Annotated in this window: 18 protein-coding genes; 4 read left to right on the plus strand and 14 right to left on the minus strand. The window is 65.7% G+C overall.

Going from position 1 to position 17,554, the window contains the following annotated elements:
* Window positions 1-2: 2 nt before the first annotated feature.
* The 14 genes from DN387_RS02015 to DN387_RS02080 all read right to left on the minus strand — a co-directional run bounded on the left by DN387_RS02015 (window position 3) and on the right by DN387_RS02080 (window position 14,677).
* Window positions 3-1,118: a succinylglutamate desuccinylase/aspartoacylase family protein gene (locus tag DN387_RS02015; RefSeq protein ID WP_054914742.1), complete on the minus strand. Its 1,116-nt coding sequence runs from the start codon at window positions 1,116-1,118 to the stop codon at window positions 3-5.
* An 8-nt stretch (window positions 1,119-1,126) separates the two neighbouring features.
* Window positions 1,127-1,837, minus strand: coding sequence for an ABC transporter permease (locus DN387_RS02020; protein ID WP_043861955.1), 711 nt, complete (start codon window positions 1,835-1,837; stop codon window positions 1,127-1,129).
* A complete protein-coding gene (locus DN387_RS02025) occupies window positions 1,834-2,562 on the minus strand; it encodes an ABC transporter permease (RefSeq protein ID WP_043861954.1) in 729 nt (242 codons plus the stop codon). The genes DN387_RS02020 and DN387_RS02025 overlap by 4 nt, the downstream gene beginning before the upstream one ends.
* A gap of 103 nt (window positions 2,563-2,665) precedes the next feature.
* On the minus strand, window positions 2,666-3,448 hold the full coding sequence (locus DN387_RS02030; RefSeq protein ID WP_043861953.1) for a transporter substrate-binding domain-containing protein: 783 nt from the start codon (window positions 3,446-3,448) through the stop codon (window positions 2,666-2,668).
* A 111-nt stretch (window positions 3,449-3,559) separates the two neighbouring features.
* Window positions 3,560-5,197 carry an ATP-dependent DNA ligase gene (locus DN387_RS02035; RefSeq protein ID WP_054914741.1) on the minus strand — a complete coding sequence of 546 codons (1,638 nt, stop codon included), beginning with the start codon at window positions 5,195-5,197 and terminating at the stop codon, window positions 3,560-3,562.
* Window positions 5,194-6,210 (minus strand): ligase-associated DNA damage response exonuclease, encoded by a 1,017-nt coding sequence (locus DN387_RS02040; protein WP_054914740.1) that lies wholly within the window; start codon window positions 6,208-6,210, stop codon window positions 5,194-5,196. Before DN387_RS02040 ends, DN387_RS02035 begins: the two co-directional genes overlap by 4 nt.
* A 110-nt stretch (window positions 6,211-6,320) precedes the next feature.
* The gene (locus DN387_RS02045; RefSeq protein ID WP_054914739.1) at window positions 6,321-8,348 is read right to left on the minus strand and encodes a c-type cytochrome; all 2,028 of its coding nucleotides are present in this window, start codon (window positions 8,346-8,348) and stop codon (window positions 6,321-6,323) included.
* Window positions 8,349-8,524: 176 nt separating this feature from the next.
* On the minus strand, window positions 8,525-10,963 hold the full coding sequence (locus DN387_RS02050; protein WP_054914738.1) for a penicillin acylase family protein: 2,439 nt from the start codon (window positions 10,961-10,963) through the stop codon (window positions 8,525-8,527).
* A gap of 116 nt (window positions 10,964-11,079) precedes the next feature.
* The gene (locus DN387_RS02055; protein ID WP_043862633.1) at window positions 11,080-11,721 is read right to left on the minus strand and encodes a glutathione binding-like protein; all 642 of its coding nucleotides are present in this window, start codon (window positions 11,719-11,721) and stop codon (window positions 11,080-11,082) included.
* Window positions 11,722-11,819: 98 nt separating this feature from the next.
* Window positions 11,820-12,026 (minus strand): SEC-C metal-binding domain-containing protein, encoded by a 207-nt coding sequence (locus DN387_RS02060; protein ID WP_078480560.1) that lies wholly within the window; start codon window positions 12,024-12,026, stop codon window positions 11,820-11,822.
* A gap of 6 nt (window positions 12,027-12,032) precedes the next feature.
* Window positions 12,033-12,515 (minus strand): LEA type 2 family protein, encoded by a 483-nt coding sequence (locus tag DN387_RS02065; RefSeq protein WP_054914737.1) that lies wholly within the window; start codon window positions 12,513-12,515, stop codon window positions 12,033-12,035.
* An 86-nt stretch (window positions 12,516-12,601) separates the two neighbouring features.
* Window positions 12,602-13,756, minus strand: coding sequence for a GTP pyrophosphokinase family protein (locus DN387_RS02070; protein WP_082405708.1), 1,155 nt, complete (start codon window positions 13,754-13,756; stop codon window positions 12,602-12,604).
* Entirely contained in the window at window positions 13,708-14,178 is a 471-nt protein-coding gene (locus DN387_RS02075; RefSeq protein WP_054914735.1) for a YchJ family protein, read from the minus strand. Before DN387_RS02075 ends, DN387_RS02070 begins: the two co-directional genes overlap by 49 nt.
* Window positions 14,179-14,182: 4 nt before the next feature.
* On the minus strand, window positions 14,183-14,677 hold the full coding sequence (locus DN387_RS02080; protein WP_043862630.1) for a DUF6231 family protein: 495 nt from the start codon (window positions 14,675-14,677) through the stop codon (window positions 14,183-14,185).
* Between the two features lie 159 nt (window positions 14,678-14,836).
* On the opposite strand from DN387_RS02080, the gene DN387_RS02085 reads away from it, so the two are divergent.
* From DN387_RS02085 to DN387_RS02100, 4 genes are all read left to right on the plus strand, one after another.
* The gene (locus DN387_RS02085; RefSeq protein ID WP_043862629.1) at window positions 14,837-15,529 is read left to right on the plus strand and encodes an OmpA family protein; all 693 of its coding nucleotides are present in this window, start codon (window positions 14,837-14,839) and stop codon (window positions 15,527-15,529) included.
* Window positions 15,530-15,619: 90 nt separating this feature from the next.
* Complete coding sequence (locus DN387_RS02090; protein WP_054914734.1) at window positions 15,620-16,333, plus strand: OmpA family protein; 714 nt, start codon at window positions 15,620-15,622, stop codon at window positions 16,331-16,333.
* Window positions 16,334-16,444: 111 nt separating this feature from the next.
* Window positions 16,445-16,720 carry a DUF1145 domain-containing protein gene (locus tag DN387_RS02095; RefSeq protein WP_043862627.1) on the plus strand — a complete coding sequence of 92 codons (276 nt, stop codon included), beginning with the start codon at window positions 16,445-16,447 and terminating at the stop codon, window positions 16,718-16,720.
* The gene (locus DN387_RS02100; protein ID WP_054914733.1) at window positions 16,713-17,471 is read left to right on the plus strand and encodes a hypothetical protein; all 759 of its coding nucleotides are present in this window, start codon (window positions 16,713-16,715) and stop codon (window positions 17,469-17,471) included. Before DN387_RS02095 ends, DN387_RS02100 begins: the two co-directional genes overlap by 8 nt.
* The last annotated feature ends 83 nt before the right edge of the window (window positions 17,472-17,554 follow it).

The following is a 17,554-nucleotide window of genomic DNA, read 5'->3' on the forward strand; positions in this document are numbered from 1 at the left end:
CCTCATGGCGATAACAGGTAGCCGCTGCGGTACGGCTGGTTGCCCGCCACATGCGCAATCACCATGCCAGCGGTGGCCATGCGTCGCAGCGAGCGGGCATACAGCAGCCCGGCCTGCTGGTTGTATACCGGGGTCACGCGGTCGCTGAGCGGGTCGATCACCTCGGCGATCAGTTGCCCGGCCTGCACCGGCTGGCCCGGGGTGACATGAAACACCAGCAGGCCGCCCAGCGGCGTGGCCACCGGTTCGACCGCCGCCAGCGGCGTGGCCGGGTAGGGCAGGGGCGGCAAGGGGGCGGCCTCGCCTTCGATGGCACCGAAACGGGTCAGGTAGTTCAGGATCGCCTCGCAGTCGGTGCTGGCCAGCGGATGGCTCACATCGCCCTGACCGCGCAGCTCCACCGTCACCGAAAAGCTGCCCTGGGGGATGGGGAACTGCTTGGCAAAGCGTTGCTGCAGCTGCCACCACACCAGGGTGAAACACTCATCGAACGACTGCCCGCCCGAATCGGTGGCCAGCAGGCTGGCCTGGGCCCCGAGGTAGCGCGACAGCGCCTCGACCCGGGGCCAGGCTTCCGGGGTGGTGTACAGGTGCGCGACGGCCTCGAAGTCGCAGTGCAGGTCCAGCACCATGTCGGCATCGCAGGCCAGGCGTTGCAGTACCAGGCGCTGGGATTGCAGCGGGGTGGCGGCGGGCTGCGCGTCCAGCGCCCGGCGCATGCACTCGCGAATCAGCTCGACGTTGTGCCGCGGGTCCTGGGTCAGGTGCGCTTCGATCTGGTCACCGATGGTGTCGCTCAGGTCGACGAAGTGGCGGTTGAAGTTCTCGCCGCTCTGCAGCTCGAAACGCCCCAGGGGCACGTCCATCAGCACCTGTTCCAGGCCCACCGGGTTGGCGATGGGCACCAGCACGATCTCGTGGCGCAGGCGGCCCTGGCTCTGCAATTCGCCCAGGCGTTGCTTGAGGTGCCAGGCCACCAGCATGCCGGGCAGCTCGTCGGCATGCAGCGAAGCCTGGATATAGACCTTGCCGGCACCGCGCGGGCCGAAGTGGAAGCTGTGGATCTGGCGGCAAATCCCCGGCACCGGGGCCAGGATGTCGTGGGTCTTGTGGTGCATGAACGGTCCTAGTGTGCGGGGCCGAGGAAGGCCAGCCAGCGTCGTTCGGCCAGGCGGAACAGGCCCACCAGTGCGAAGGTCACGCACAGGTAGATGATGGCGGCCGTACCGAACGACTGAAAGGTCAGAAAGGTGGCCGAGTTGGCGTCGCGGGCGACCTTGAGGATGTCCGGCACGGTGGCGGTGAAGGCCACGGTGGTCGAGTGCAGCATCAGGATCACCTCATTGCTGTAGTACGGCAGCGAGCGGCGCAACGCGGACGGCATGATGATATAAGCATAAAGTTTCCAGCCGCGCAGGCCGTAGGCCCTGGCTGCCTCGACTTCACCGTGGTGCATGCTGCGGATGGCGCCGGCGAAGATCTCGGTGGTGTAGGCGCAGGTGTTCAGGGCAAAGGCCAGGATGGTGCAGTTCATGGCGTCGCGAAAGAAGCTGTCGAGCAGCGGTTGCCCCCGCACCACCTCCAGGCTGTAGATGCCGGTGTAGCAGATCAGCAACTGGATATACAGCGGCGTGCCGCGAAACAGGTAGGTGTAGAACTGCACTGGCCAGCGCACCCACAGGCGCCGTGACACCCGTGCGATCGACAGCGGGATCGATACCACGAAGCCGATCAGCAGCGAGGCGCTGAGCAGCCACATCGTCATCGCCAGCCCGGTGATGTGGGTGCCGTCGGTATAGAGAAACGCGCGCCAGTATTCCTGCAGCAGCTCGATCATCGCAGTGCCTCCCGGGTGCCGACGTTGTAGCGCCGTTCGAGCCAGCGCAGGGCCACGTTCGAGGCGCTGGTGATCAGCAGGTAGATGAAGGCCGCCACCACCAGAAAGTAGAACAGCTGGTAGCTGCTCTTGCCGGCATCCTGGGCGGCCTTGACCAGGTCGGCCAGGCCGATGATCGACACCAGCGCGGTGGCCTTGAGCATCACCATCCAGTTGTTGCCGATGCCCGGCAGGGCGAAGCGCATCATCTGCGGGAACACCACGAAGCGAAACCGCTGAAAGCGCTTGAGGCCATAGGCGGTGGCCGCTTCGACCTGGCCGCGCGGCACCGCGAGGATCGCGCCGCGAAAGGTCTCGGTGAAATAGGCACCGTAGATGAAGCCCAGGGTGATGACCCCGGCAGCGAAGGGGTTGATCTCGATGTAGTCCCACTCCATGGCGTCGGTCAGGCTGGTGAGCCCGGTCTGCAGGCTGTAGAAGATCAACAGCATCAGCACCAGGTCGGGCACCCCGCGGATCAGCGTGGTGTAGAGCTGCGCGGGGATGCGCAGCAGCGGCAACGCGGAGAGCTTGGCGCTGGCGCCGAGCAGGCCCAGGCCGACGCTGACCAGCAGCGACATGAAGGACAGTTGCAGGGTCATCCAGGTGCCTTGCAGCAGCAGCGGGCCGAAGCCCCTGAGGCTGAAGGCGCCAAGGCCCAGGTGTTGCAGGAGGTCGTCAAGCATGGGGCGAGCCTGTGCGGGTGGGACCTTGGGTACGCAGTGCGTCAGCTCTTGCACGCACCGCGTACCCGTGTAGGAGCCGGCCTTGCCGGCGAAGAGGCCGGCCCTACTTGCCGCTGTACAGGTTCAGATCACCAAAGTGCTTCTTCTGGATGTCGGCATAGGTGCCATCATCGTGTAACGCTTTGATACCTTTGTTCAGCAGGGCCTTCAGCTCGCTGTTACCTTTCTTAATGCCCACTGCCGTCTTCGACGGCAGCAATTCGCTGTCCACCGGTTGGCTCACTTCGTAGCCCGCGCCCTGTGGCGATTTCAGAAAGCCCAGTTCGGCCTGCAGCATGTCCTGGATCGAGGCGTCCAGGCGTCCCGAAATCAGGTCGGCATACACCTGGTCCTGGTTCTGGTAGGCCTGGGTCTTGACCCCGGCCTTGTCCAGTACGGCCTTGGCATAGGCTTCCTGGATGGTGCCCTGCTCATAGCCGACGGTCTTGCCCTTGAGCGAGGCCGGGTCGGCGCTCATGCCTGCACCTTTTTTGAACACCAGCGCGGTAGGCCCGGAGAACAGCTCGTCAGAGAAATCGATGACCTTCTCCCGCGCCGGGGTCACCGTCATGGACGAGATCACGCCGTCGAACTTGTTGGCCTTGAGGCCCGGAACCATGCCGTCGAAGTCGCTCTCGACCCACCTGCACTTGACCTTGAGCTCGGCGCAGATTGCGTTGCCCAGGTCGATGTCGAAGCCCACCAGGCTGCCGTCGGCGGCCTTGGACTCGAAAGGGGCGTAGGAGGGATCGACGCCGAAGCGCAGTTCCTTGTAGTCCTTGGCCAGGGTGTTGCCCGCAGCCAGGCACAGCGCCAGAGCAGACAGCGTCAGCAGAGCTTTTTTCATGGTGTGGTCCTTCAAGCGCAAGTGATGGGTGGCTGCGCAGCGTTACCGCTGGCCGCTCGACATCAAGCTCACAGCAATTTCCGCACCATAGTCCCAATTGCTGCGTTTCGCTTACCCCAGCAGCGACTGCAACGTGGCCAGGTCGTCTGCTTCGTCCACCGGTTTGTCCAGGCGCCAGCGCAGCATCCGCGGGAAGCGCACCGCAATCCCGCTCTTGTGGCGCTTGGACAGTGCGATGCCCTCGAAGCCGAGTTCGAACACCAGCGTCGGGGTCACGCTGCGTACCGGCCCGAAGGTTTCCACGGTGGTCTTGCGGATGATTGCATCAACCTTGCGCATCTCTTCGTCGCTGAGCCCTGAATACGCCTTGGCAAAGGGCACAAGGCTGCGCTGCGGGCTGCCGGCGGGGGCGTCCCACACCGCAAAGGTGTAGTCGCTGTACAGGCTGGCGCGCCGGCCATGTCCGCGCTGGGCATAGATCAGCACCGCGTCCACGCTGAACGGGTCGATTTTCCACTTCCACCACACCCCCATGTCCTTGGTGCGGCCCACCCCGTACAGGGCGTCGCGGGCCTTGAGCATCAGGCCCTCGACCCCCAGGCTGCGCGAAGCCTCGCGCTGGGCGGCAAGCTCGGCCCAGGTGTCGCCCTGCAGCACCGGCGACAGGCGCAGCGCCGGGTGCGCAGTGGTCTGAACCAGCGCCTCCAGCTGCGCCCGGCGCTCGGCCTGCGGGCGGCTGCGCCAGTCGGCGCCCTGCCATTCGAGCAGGTCGTAGCCCAACAGCACCACTGGCGCATCGGCCAGGATCTTCTTGCCCAGGGTCTTGCGCCCGATGCGCTGCTGCAGCAGGGCGAAGGGTTGCACGCCGTCGCGCCACACCACGATCTCGCCGTCCACCACGCAGCCATCGGGCAGCACGGCGGCCAGCGCCTGCAGTTCGGGGAAGCGCTCGGTCAGCAGCTCCTCGCCGCGTGACCACACCCACAGCTGGCCCTCGCGCTTGACCACCTGCGCACGGATGCCGTCCCACTTCCATTCCGCCTGCCAGGCCTGGGGCGGGCCGAGCAGGGCGTCGAACTGGTCCACCGGCTGTTGCAGCGCATGGGCCAGAAAGAACGGGTACGGCTGGCCGCCGCGCTGGGCATGTTCGTCTTCGGACTCGGCCGCGATCAGCTTGAGGTAGCCCTGGGCCGTGGGGCGGTGCGACAGGTCGGTGTAGCCCACCAGGCGCTGGGCCACGCGCTTGCTGTCGATGTCGGCCAGTTGCGCCAGGGCGCGGGTGACCAGCAGCTTCGACACGCCGACACGAAAGCTGCCGGTGACCAGCTTCAGGCACACCAGCAGGCTCTGCCGGTCGAGCTGTGCCCACAGGGGCGGCAGGCGCTGCGCCAGGGTTTCGGGCGGCAGTCCGCGCAGCGGCAGCAGGCAATCCTCGACCCAGTAGGCCAGGCCCGCGTCGCTGCTGTGGGCGGCTTCGGGCAGCAGCAGCGAAAAGGTCTCGGCCAGGTCGCCCACGGCCTGGTAGCTCTCCTCGAACAACCAGTCGGGCAAACCCGACAGGCTGATTGCCAGTTCGCGCAGCAGCCGTGTGGGTACCAGCTGGCGCGGCCGCCCGCCGGCCAGGAAGTACACCGCCCAGGCGGCGTCTGCGGGGCTGGCGCTGGCGAAGTAGCGCACCAGTGCATCGCGCTTGGCGTTGCTCGAGGTGGTGGCGTCGAGCTGGCCGTAGAGTTCGGCGAAGGCCTTCATGCGCTGGCCTCGGTCGGGGCGCCTTCATCCTCGTCACCGTATTCGGTGACGAACGCCTGGGCATCCAGCCCGCGCTCGCACAGGTAGCGCACCAGCACGGCCACCGAGCCGTGGGTCACCATCACCCGCTGCGCCCCGGTCTGTTCGATGGCCCATAGCAGGCCGGGCCAGTCGGCGTGGTCGGAGAGCACGAAGCCGCGGTCCACCCCGCGCCGGCGCCGGGTGCCGCGCAGGCGCATCCAGCCGCTGGCGAAGGCGTCGCTGTAGTCGCCGAAGCGGCGCATCCAGCTGCTGCCGGCCGCCGAGGGCGGGGCCAGGATCAGCGCCTGGCGCATGCGTGGGTCGTGCTTGTCCATCTCGCTGGCATGCAGCGTGGCGGGCAGGGCGACACCCGCTTCGCGGTATACCCGGTTCAGCGGCTCGACCGCGCCATGCACCAGGATCGGCCCCAGGCTCGGGTCCAGGCCATGCAGGATGCGCTGCGCCTTGCCGAACGAATAGCAGAACAGCACGCTGGCCTTGCCCAGTGCGATGTTCTCGCGCCACCACGCATTGATCTGGTCGAAGATCTGCTGCTGGGGCTCCCAGCGGTAGATCGGCAGGCCGAAGGTCGACTCGGTGATGAAGGTGTGGCAGCGCACCGGTTCGAACGGTGCGCAGGTGCCATCGGGTTCGACCTTGTAGTCGCCGGACGCCACCCACACCTCGCCGCGATACTCCAGGCGCACCTGGGCCGAGCCCAGCACATGGCCGGCCGGGTGCAAGCTCAGGGTCACCCCGCCGTGGTCCAGGCGCTGGCCGTAGTCGAGGGTCTGCAGGTTGATGTCGGCGCCCAGGCGGCTGCGCAGGATGCCCGCGCCGGGGCTGGCGGTGAGGTAGTGGCGGTTGCCGTTGCGGGCGTGGTCGCCATGGCCGTGGGTGATCACCGCACGTTCAACGGGGCGCCACGGGTCGATGTAGAAATCCCCGGGTGGGCAATACAATCCTTCGGGTCGTGCAATCACCAGGTCCATGCCAAGGCCGCTGCGCTGGGGGTTTAACCTAGGAGCGCGGCCGGGCCGGTGAAGTTCGATCCGAAAGCGTCGCCGGCGTGCTGCCGGCGACGCTGCAGTGGGGGGCTGCTTCAGTAGCGCGCGTCTACCGGGCGCCCGCCGTTGGGCCAGTCCTTGACCTTGTCGGGGAAGTCCGGGCGTGGCTGGCTGGAGAACCAGGCCGCCACGTCCACCGCGTCCTGGTCGGACAAGCCGCCCTGGCCGAGCGGGAACTTCTCGTGCATGCCGATCGGCATGTTGCGTTTGACGAAGGCGGCCGCGGTGTAGGTGCGCGCCATGCCGGCACCGATGTTGAACGACTGCTCGCCCCACAGCGGCGGGAAGATCCAGGTGCCGTCGGCACGGGTCAGGCCTTCGCCGTCGTTGCCATGGCACACCGCGCACTGCTGGGCATACACCTGCTTGCCGTTGTCCAGGTCGGGCTTGATCGACGGGTCGACCTTGCCTACACCGCGCCCTGGCACCTTGTCCTCGGGCTTGGTGTTGTTCTTCATCCACTCGAAGTACGCCACCATCGCCTGCATGTCGGCCCCTTGCGGTGGCAGCGGCGAGCCGCTCATCGAGCGCCGGAAGCAGCCGTTGATGCGCTCCTCCAGGGTGATCACCTTGCCCGCCCGTGGCGCATAGCCGGGGAAGAAGGCCGATACCCCGACGAACGGCGAACCGTCGGCCACGGTGCCGGCGTTCAGGTGGCAACTGGTGCAGTTGAGCGCGTTGCCGACGTTGTCGGGCAGCAGGTCACGGGTCTGCAGGTGCAGGCGCATGCCGCGCACCACCTGATCGGCATTGCTGGCCGCCAGCAGGTCGGCCAGGCGCGGGGTCTCGAAGGTCGAGGCGTCGCGGTCCTGGGGCTTGAGCTGCTGGCGCAGCTTGGCCACCTGCGCTGCGCTGATCGCCGAGCCGTCGTTGCCCCAGCTGCTGCGCACGAACGTGAGGATCTCGGCGATCTCGGTGTCGGTCAGGCGCGAGAACCCGGGCATGGTGTACACCCGTGGGTGGGCGACGGTTTCGGCGGTCTGCCAGCCGGTCAGGGTGATGTGCAGCAGCGAGGTCGGGTTGGCCGAGGCCACGCTGGGGTTGTGCGCCAGTGGCGGGAACATGCCCGCCACGCCGGCGCCGTCCGGGCGGTGGCAGTCGCTGCAGAACTGCGTGTAGCCCAGCCCGCCGCGGCTGGTGAACAGGTTGTCCGGCGCTGGGGCAGGGGTTCGTTCCACCATCGGCATCGGCAGGTCGTCCTTGCCCGGTGGCAACGACTTGAGGTAGCGCGCGATGGCGGTGAGGTCGGCGTCGGTGAAGTGCTGGGTACTGTGGGAGATCACCTCGGCCATGTTGCCCGACACCGTGGCAAAGCGGTTCTGCCCGGTCTTGAGCAACTGCACGGTGTCGTCCACCGTCCACAGGTTGCGCAGGCTCAGGGCGCGCCAGTGCTCCACGGTCTCGCCTGCCAGGAAGTGCTGGCCGCCGCTGCCGGCGTCGTCCATGGCCTTTTCCTGGAAGGCCACGCCGCGCGGGGTATGGCAGGCGCCGCAGTGGCCCAGGCCCTGTACCAGGTAGGCGCCGCGGTTGAGCTCGTCGCTGCGAGCCGGGTCGGCCACGAAGGGTTGCTTGTCGAGAAACACCAGGTTCCACAGCGACAGGCCCCAGCGCTGGCTGAACGGAAACTTCATGTCCGCTTCCAGGTTGGGCTGGTTGACCGGCTTCACGTCCTCCATCAGGTAGGCGTACAGGTCGCGCATGTCGCCTTCGGTCATTTTCGCGTAGGAGGGGTAGGGCATGGCCGGGTACAGGTTGGTGCCGGCCGCGTTCACCCCTTCGCGCATGGCGCGGTCGAACTGCTCGAAGCTGTAGCGGCCGATGCCGGTGACCTTGTCGGGGGTGATGTTGCTGGAGTAGATGGTGCCCATCGGCGTGGTCAGTTCGAGGCCGCCGGCCATCAACTCGCCGCCCTTGGCAGTGTGGCAGGCCACGCAGTCGCCCAGACGGGCAATGTAGGCGCCGCGTTCGACTGCCGTTGCCGGGGGCGGCTCACTGGCAGAGGCGGGGTACGCAAACAGCAGCGTCGAGCCAAGCATGGCCAGACGCGATACAAGAGAAGCCATCGCAATCGTCCTTTGGATGCGGCCGCAGGTGGTCCTGTAGGCACGTATCCGCAATCGTTTTTATAGGGTCATCAGACAAACCCGGTTATAGCCGATGGACGAGGGTGGCACTTTGATATGGATCAGCGCGGGGCGAGAAGGGGGCTCGCCGCCAGGGCGACGGCGAGCCGAAGGGGTTACTTGCCGGGCACCAGGGTCAGGCGCTTGCTGCCGTAGGCGCGTTCGAAGTTCTGCGGCTGCATCGGGAAGGTCACGTAGCTGCCCTTGAACCAGGCATCCAGGCCGTCGGCGAAATGCGCGCTGGCCGGGTTGCCCGACTGCCCGCTGCTGCTCACCCCCTGCAGCGGCTCGGCCAGGCCGAAGTCGACCACCATGCGCATCGACGGCATCAGGCGGGCATCGAAGTCCTGGCCCCAGGCATAGGCCGAGGCGTTGAGTGTGGTGTGGTCGCCGCCGGTGGCCAGCGGGCCGCGCTTGAGTGTGTCGCCCAGGCCATAGGGTGCGCTGACGGGCCAGTGGTACTGGTGCAGCTTGCCCCATTGCCAGGCCCGGCGGTCGGTGCCCATCTGCGCTTCGCCGGCGCTGATGGCCGCGGCCAGGCTCCGGGCCAGGATCGTCGGCTTGTCCTGCTTGCCCGGGCTGTTGCGGTCGTCCCAGAACGGGCTGTCGTCGCGGCCCAGCAGGTGATCGGCCTGGGCCGAGTACGACAGCCGCGCATTGGCGACGAAGGCTTGCCAGCTCGGGCTGGTTTCAGGCCCCAGTTCATCGAGGAAGATCTGCCGGGCGCTTTGCTGCAGGAACAGCTCGTACACCGCGGCATCCGCCGATTGCGGGCTCAGGCGCCCGTCGAACGCCATCAGCCGGGTGTAGGCCTCGCGGGCGCGGGCCTTCTGCTCGGCGGGCAGGGCGTCGATGGCCTGCTTGAGCGGCTGGGCCATGCCGGGTGCTTCGAACATGGCCTTGAGCTTGGCGGCGAACAGGGTGGTCTGGTCGTACTGCATGGCGATCAGGCTGCGGCTGTCGTGCTTGCCGTTGCCGGCCAGCTGCGCCAGGCGTTCGGCACGCTCGGGGTAGTACCAGCTGTTGGACAGTTGCAGGCCATAGCCCTTGGGAATGCTGCGCTGGTTGGCATTGCCCAGCCAGCCTTGCGGCGGGTCCTGGTCGTAGGGGTGGAGCATGGCGTCGGCGTAGCCATCCCAGTCATAGCGCCCGTCGGCACCTGGGGAGGGCAGCAGGCCCTGGCCTTCGCGGCGGTTGGGGTAGCGGCCGGTAACCTGCCAGCCCACGTTGGCGGCGTCGGCGAACACCAGGTTCAGCGCGGCGGCGCCGATTTCGCGGCTGGCGTCGAAGGCACGTTCGACGCTCTGTGCCCGCGACAGGTCGAAGAACGCATCAAGGCTCTTGTCGCCCTTGAGTTCGGGCATCTTCAGGGCCAGGCCGAGGCTGCCCTGGGTGCCGGTCAGCAGGGCGCCGTGGCGGGTTTCGTACAGGGTTTCGCGTTGCGGGCGCTGGCCCTTGACGAAGTAGGTCTCGTTGCGCGCCTGCACCGGCTGCCAGCGGCCGTCGACTTCATAGAGCACGCGGTTGCCTTCGCGCTTGAGTTTTTCCAGGTACAGGTCCTGGTTGTCGCCCATTGCCGCGCTGCTGCTCCAGGCCAGCTTGCCGTTGAAGCCGGACAGCACGAACGGCAGGCCGGCCAGGCTGAAGCCGGCGGCCTGGTATTTGGTGGTACGTACCTGCACCGGGCTCAAGGCCCAGGCGCCCTGGCTGTCGCTGGCCAGCAGGCTGCGGCCGCTGCGGCTGCGCTGCGGGGCGATGGCCCAGTTGCTCGACGCCGGGGTGCCCAGCAGGTTGAGCGCGGCCAGTTGCTCGCTGACCTTGTTCAGTGTGGCCAGGCCCGGCAGCTGGCTGCCCGGGTTCAAACCCTTGAGCTTGTCGGCTTCGGCCATGGCCAGCGGTTCGTCCGGGTAGCTGGGCAGCAGCCACGGCAGTGTGTCGGCACCGACTTTCTGCGCCAGGGTCAGTGCGGCGATTTCTTCCTGCAGGTTCACCGACTGGCTGAAGCTGTACAGGCTGAAGATCAGCGCCGAATCTTCAGGCTTCCAGTACTCGGGGCGGTAGCCGCTCTGGGCCAACGGGGCCGGCAGGCGGTCGCGGTAGCGGAACAGGTAGGCGTTGACCCCGCGTGCGTACACCTCGAAGAAGCGCTTGAGGCGCGGCGAGGCGTCGGCGTAGAGGTCGCTGGCGTTCTTTTTCAGGTTGACCGCGCGCATGAAGCGGTCGACCTCAAGCGCATCCGGGCCGGCCATCTCGGCCAGGCGCCCCTGGGCCAGCAGACGCATGCCGACCATCTGCCCGATGCGATCGCCGGCGTGCACATAGCCCAGGGTGAACAGCGCATCGTGGAAGCTGCTGCTCTCGATCAGCGGCATGCCCAGGGCGTTGCGCCGCACCGAGACGTTCTGTGCCAGCCCCTTGAGCGGTTGCACGCCGCTGGTGGGGATGACGCTGTCCTGATGGTTGCCCAGTTGGCAACCGCCCAGGCTGAGCAGCCCGAGCAGGGTCGCGGCGACGCCGAACCGGGGTAGAACGGGGGAAAGGGCTGGCGAGGCCATGGGCAAGGCTCCTGCAGGGGATGGCGCTAAAAGGCGCTACGTTAGTGAGCGCGATCACGCCATGCAAGCGGGGGCGCGGGCTTTATTTTCAAAGTACCGCGCGGCCTTGTCGTGGTTCAGGCTGGCGGCGGGTTGATCTGCTCGACCAGGGCGTAGGCGCGCTGTGTGGCGGGGCGTGCCTGGATGCGCTGGAACCAGCCTTTGAGGGCCGGGAAGTCGTCCAGGTTCTGCTGCTGCCAGGTGTGCGAAACGATCCACGGGTAGATCGCCATGTCGGCGATGCTGTAGTCGTTGCCGGCGACGAATGGTCGGTCGGCCAGGCGCTTGTTCAGTACCCCGTACAGGCGCGCGGTTTCGTCCACGTAGCGCTTGATGGCGTAGGGGATCTTCTCGGGGGCGAAGCGGTTGAAGTGGTGGTTCTGCCCGGCCATCGGGCCCAGGCCGCCCATTTGCCAGAACAGCCATTGCAGGGCCTCCTGGCGGCCGCGCAGGTCCTTGGGAATGAACTGCCCGGTTTTTTCGGCGAGGTAGAGCAGGATGGCCCCGGACTCGAACAGCGACAGCGGCTGGCCGTCGGCGGTGTCGTGGTCGACGATGGCCGGGATGCGGTTGTTGGGGGCGATTTTCAGAAAGTCTTCGGCAAATTGCTCGCCCTTGCCGATGTTGATCGGGTGAAGGGTGTAGGGCAGGCCGGTCTCTTCGAGAAACAGGGTGATCTTGTGGCCGTTGGGGGTGGTCCAGTAATACAGGTCGATCATGGTCACGCTCCGTTTGATGGTCGTCTGCTGGAACTGTGCTTGATGTCGAGGCGCAACGTGTGTGGGAGCGGGTCAGGCCCGCTCCCACAGGGGAGGCATCAGGCCCCGTGGCACTTCTTGAACTTCTTGCCGTTGCCGCATGGGCAAGGGTCGTTGCGGCCAACGTCCTTCAGGGCATTGCGCGCAGGTTCCTGAGGGGCATGGTTGCAGTGCGGGCCATGCACATGGCCGTGGTCATGATCATGCGCGTGATGGTCATGATCGTGATTGCAGTCGGGGCCATGAACGTGGGGTTGCTGGGTCATCGAGGGTTACTCCGGAATGAGATCGGCGGGAATTATCTCACCCTTGCGCAACAAGTGCAGGTCGTGGGCAAAGAATAATCCGGTGCTCAGCTCTCCCTCCAGGCGATAGGGGATGGCCTGATCGGGGCGCTTGAGCAGCTTGGCGATGGGCTTGAGCTGGCGCCACAGGTTGGTACGCACCGGTACCTGGATGGTGCGCCGACTGTGCGCGTCCACCCGAAACCACTGGCCGTGGTCGCCTTCGACCAGCAACAGGTCGGCCAGGTACACCGCGTAATGCAGGTTGCGCACCTGCAGGGTGCTGTCGTTGGGATTGTCGATGCGAAAGTGCAGGATGAACTCCTGCTGCATCAGTTTGGCACGCACCACTTCGACCTTCTGCAGATGCACTAGAGGGGCGGCCGTGTCGGTACTGAACCAGGACGCACAACTACTCAGCCCAAGCAGGGCGAGCAGCAACGCTGCTCTCATCCACCCTCGACTAATCATGCTGGTCTCCTTTTGACACATTAGTCTAGCTATCGAAAGAAGGCAGCGATGATCACGAGATCCGGCATCGGCGCGGCAGACGAGCATCAACAGTTCTTGGCGACCCCCAGAACTTGCATGGCCATTGCTTGGTCCCAGCCAAGATCTATCAAGTCATCTTCGTCCAGCGAATGCGTGTGCTCCTTGATGATCAGCAACTGGCAGATGAACGCACTGGTTGCGTACCAGTAGGCTCTGCCCTTTTTCTGATTCTCGCGGTATTGCCTACCCAGGTAATCACGAGGATCCAAATCGTTTTTTTTGAGTACTTCGGCCAGTTCATCGATGGTCCTGAGCCCCGCACGGGCGCAGAGTTGAATCAGCTTGGCAAGCGCATCACGCTCGTCCCGTTCGGTCCTGAAGGGGTCGTTGAATATGAAGTGTGCGGCGCGAGCCCTTTCATCCAGACTCCTTACAAGCGGCGACGCCTCGAGAAACTGGCTCAGTGACAGTTCATCCAGCGGAATGCCTTGTGCGCTTTCCTTCAGTTTGTCGGCAATATCGGCGCTCAAGCTCTGGTACGCATTTCTTAGCGAAACGAACTCATCGTCGGCTATTTCGAACAGGGCCGAGAGTCGGCACAGTTTTCGTTTCAGTTGCTCGTGTGCGGTGCCTTCGCCCTTGTAGTCGAGTTTGTGGGAAACGGCTGCCCACGCGTGCTGCAACACGGTCCGCACCTGGATCTCGAAGCTCAGCCCTTCAACACCACTCACCTGGGCAGCGTCTGCCAGGTCGCTAGTGAAGGGTATGATGTAGTGTTGCGAGCGGTAGCCGAAGTGCGCCTCGTTTTCCGGCTTCTTGTTCTGCTGTTCCTGCGGTTTGCCAAAGCGAGCCAGCAAGGCATCGCCGATGTTATCCAGATCGGTCTCGTAGTAGGCAATGACTCTGAGGCCGACCAAGTCAGTGATATCGAGGAAAGGGTTCGAGTAGTCTTTTTCAGGTTTCAGGGCTTTTGTGATAAAGCTTTTTTCGTCCTTGGCCCGTGCTTCCACCAGATGAACGCTGATTTTATTGTCCTGCAGCGTCTTGGTGAGCTCCTCGCGCAAGTGCTCGGCACAGCGCCTGTACTGATCGAACTGTTGTCGATACCTTTCCCGCAGTATTCTTTCACGCTCGTCCATAGGCGGCATCGTCAAGCTCTCTTCGTTGTGGTTCAAACATAGCTGGCGCAGCACTTCTTGAACTTCTGCCCGCTGGCGCATGGGCAGGCGTCGTTGCGCCCGGCCTTGAGGCCCACCGTGGGGTCGATGAAGTACCAGTGCCCGCCGTTGTGCACGAAGGCCGAGCGCTCGCGGTGGCTGTGCTCGCCGTCGTTGTCGTGCCAGCGCGCTGTGAAGGTGACGAACGCGTGATCGGGCTGGCCGCCGAACACCTCGGCGCTCTCGACCTCCAGGCCCAGCCAGGTGCTTTGCGCGCTCCAGGCGGCAATGCCGGCGCGATCCAGCCCGGCCTGCTGCACCGGCAGGGTGGTCTTGATCAGGTAATCCACCAGCCCCAGCACATAGGCGCTGTAGCGCGAGCGCATCAGCGTCTGTGCATCGGGCGCCGGGTGGCCGGCATGATAATGCCCGCAGCAGGCATCGAGCAGGTTACCGCTGCCGCACGGGCAAACCGAGACACTCATTGCATCACCACCAGTACTTTCCAAAATTTTGCGGGTTGGCCCAGAACTTGGCGTTGAGCCAGTCGGGTACCTGTTTGTAGTCACGTAGATCATAGGTGAACAGGTTCAATACCTGCTCGTCACGTTGAAAACGCTCGCTATCCTGCAGCGCCAGTGCGTAGAAGTCGGTGTCGCGCCAGCCGCTGGCCGCAAGGTCGACCAGCACCGCCACGCGGCTGGCGTTGAGGTTGCGAATGCCGCCGAGCAGTTGCAGGCCCTGCTGGTTGCTCAGGTGTTCCAGGCAGTCCACCAGCACCGCCAGGTCGAAACGCTGCGCGGCAAGCTCGGCCGGCAGCGCGCCGGGGCGGGCCACGGCGATCTGCGCCTGCGGGTGCGCGGCGGCGAAGGCCTCCAGTGCCGGAAACGACGTGCCCACCAGCAACAGGCGTTGCGGGGCATGGTGCTCCAGCAGGGCGGCGAGGGCCTGCTGGGGCGTGCGCGAAGAAAAACGGTCAGTCATCGAAGCTCCTCGTTAATGCGTCAAGACTAGCCGGCCCGCGACGCAAGGCATAGAGGCACGCGCAAAGCGCCATGGCTTATTGCTGGCGCAGATGGAATCACCGGTCTTTACTCCCAGAGCATCGGTTTTGCACCGATTCCCCCTAGGAGACGCGACAAAATGAGCATAGTTCGCACAGCATTGCCTCTGGTTCTGCTAACCAGCGTATTGACTGGTTGTGCAGGTTTGCAAAAAACCGACTGGCCGAAGTGTGCCGCCGTCGGGGGCGTTGGCGGTGCCGCCCTGGGCGCCATCGAAAGCTCCAGCTGGGCCGGCTGGGGCGCGCTGCTCGGCGGCGGTCTGGCGGCCGGTTACTGCTGGGCCCATGGCGACGGCGACGAAGACGGTGATGGCGTACCGGACAGCCGCGACAAGTGCCCGGGCACCCCGCGTGGCGTTCAGGTCGATGCCAACGGCTGCCCGCCGGAGCCGGTCGCGGTGGTCGAGGAAGTCGTGGTGGTCAAGGAAGAGGTCATCGTGATCCGCGATGTGCTGTTCGAGTTCGACTCGGCCAGGCTCACCACGGCTGACAAACTGCGCCTGGACAAGATCGCCACGCGCCTCAAGGCCGAAGCCCCGAGCGCACGCCTGAGCGTCACCGGGCACACCGACAGCCGCGGCAGCGATGCCTACAACCAGAAACTCTCGGAGCGCCGCGCCCATTCGGTGACCGACTACCTGGTCGAGAGCGGCATTGCGCGCAGCAGTTTCGTTTCGGTGCAGGGCGCCGGTGAAACCCAGCCGGTGGCAGACAACAACACCGCCGACGGACGCGCGATGAACCGCCGCGTGGAAATTCGCATCGATCGCTGAAGCCCTTGCGCCCCGCGGCTTGTGAAGTGTCGCGGGCGCGTCTTTACTCCTGTGTGACCGGTACTGGCCGGTGACACAGGAGCATTCCCCATGAATGTAATCACCAAGGCTGCGCTGCCCGTGCTCGTGGTCGCCAGCCTGCTGTCCGGTTGCGCCACCCACAGCGATGGCAGCGCCCCGTTGAACCAAAGAACCTGGCCCCTATGCAGCCTGCTGGGCGGCGCCGTGGGTGGCGGCCTGGGCGCCATCGAAAGCTCTGCCTGGGCCGGTGGCGGCGCGGCGCTGGGTGCCATCGCCGGTGGCCTGATCTGCTTTGCCCAGGACGGTGACGAAGACGGCGATGGCGTGTTCGACCGCCGCGACCGCTGCCCCGATACCCCGCCCAACACCCCGGTGAGCCACAACGGTTGCCCGTTGCCCCAATACCCGCCGAGCGAGAAGGCCCCGGCGCCTGAGCCCGAGGTGATCACCCTCAACGACCAGGGCAGCGTGATGTTCGCCTACGACTCGGCCGAACTCACCCCGGCCGCCCAGCAGCAGTTGCGTACCCTGACCGGCAAGCTCAATGACCCGAGCGTGGCCAGCATCAAGGTGATCGGACACACCGACAGCCGTGGCAGCGATGCCTACAACCAGGCGTTGTCCGAGCGGCGTGCCAGCAGCGTGGCCGAGTACCTGATCAGCCAGGGCCTGGCACCGCAGAAAATCACCAGCCAGGGGCGTGGCGAGCGCGAGCCGATTGCCGACAACGAAACCGATGCGGGCCGCGCGCAGAATCGCCGGGTCGAATTGCACCTCAATTGATCGACAGCTGGGCTGGCATCCGGAGGGTGCCAGCCGGTAATGTGGCGTGCAGTGCCTGTGTCGCGTAAGCGGGCCGCCAAACAAGAAAACGCAACAACAAGGGGCGCGGGTATGAAGGCGTTGTGGGGGCTGGGCAAGGCCCTGACGGTAGTGTTCTGGTGGGTGGTACTGGTGAATCTGCTGATGCCGGCAGACAAGCCGTTCCACCAGCTGATCAACCTCGCGGGGGCCATGCTGCTGGTGCTGCACGTGCTCGAGGTGCTGATGTTCAACGGACGGTTGCGTGAGCGCAGCCATCGCTGGTTCGACCGTTTGCAGATTCTGCTGGTCGGCATCTTTCATATCCAATCGATACCGGCCCCGCGCCAGGAGGCTGGTCATGCGTAAGGTCGTGTTGTTGGCAGCACTGTTCAGCCCGTTGGCCCTGGCCGATGCAATCAGCGTGGCGGCGCACTCGGTGCTGCGCCTGCCGAACAAGGCCAGCGTGGTGCACCTGCAGCGCCTGGAGGTGGCGGATTCGGCCACCCTGGTGCTGCCGGCGAGCCTGGTGGAATTGAAGGTGGATGAGCTGCACCTGGGCAACCAGGCGCGCATTGCCATCGTGCCGGCCGAGCATGCGCTGAGCATGGAAGTGGCCCAGGCGCAGTTGGGCCAGGGCAGTGAGATTGCTGCTCACGGTGCGCCGGGTACCTATGAGCGGGTCGCCAGGCCCGGACGTGAACTGAGCTTGCGCATTCAGGCGCTGGAGGCTTCAGAACTGGCCATCGACGCCCGTGGCGGCGCGGGGGCACCGGGGTATGTGGGGCTCGATGGTGGCAACGGCAAGGCGGGTGGTTGCACCTGGGGCCAGGCCAGCCGTGGCGCCAATGGCGACAACGGGGGCGATGGCCATGACGGGGCGCCCGGAGGCCGGGTGCGCCTGGCACTGCCGGCCAGCTTCCCGGCCGAGCAGATCAAGGTCAGGCTCGACGGCGGTGCACCGGGGCTGGCAGGTGCGCCGGGCAAGCCGGGCGCAGGCGGGGCCAGCAAGGGGTGCCTGGTGTACCGTACCGATGCAGGGGCGACGGGAAGACCCGGGCAGCCCGGGCAACCGGGGGCGGCCGGGGCTGACGGGGAGCTGATACTTCAGCGCCTCTGATCTTCAGGGCTTCTTCGCCGGCCAGGTCGGCCCCTGCAGGCAAACGTGGCCTTTGCAGGAGCCCGCCTTGCTGGCGAAGCGAT

Origin of the sequence: Pseudomonas sp. FBF18 (assembly GCF_024261405.1) — a bacterium.
Classification (GTDB): domain Bacteria; phylum Pseudomonadota; class Gammaproteobacteria; order Pseudomonadales; family Pseudomonadaceae; genus Aquipseudomonas; species Aquipseudomonas palmensis.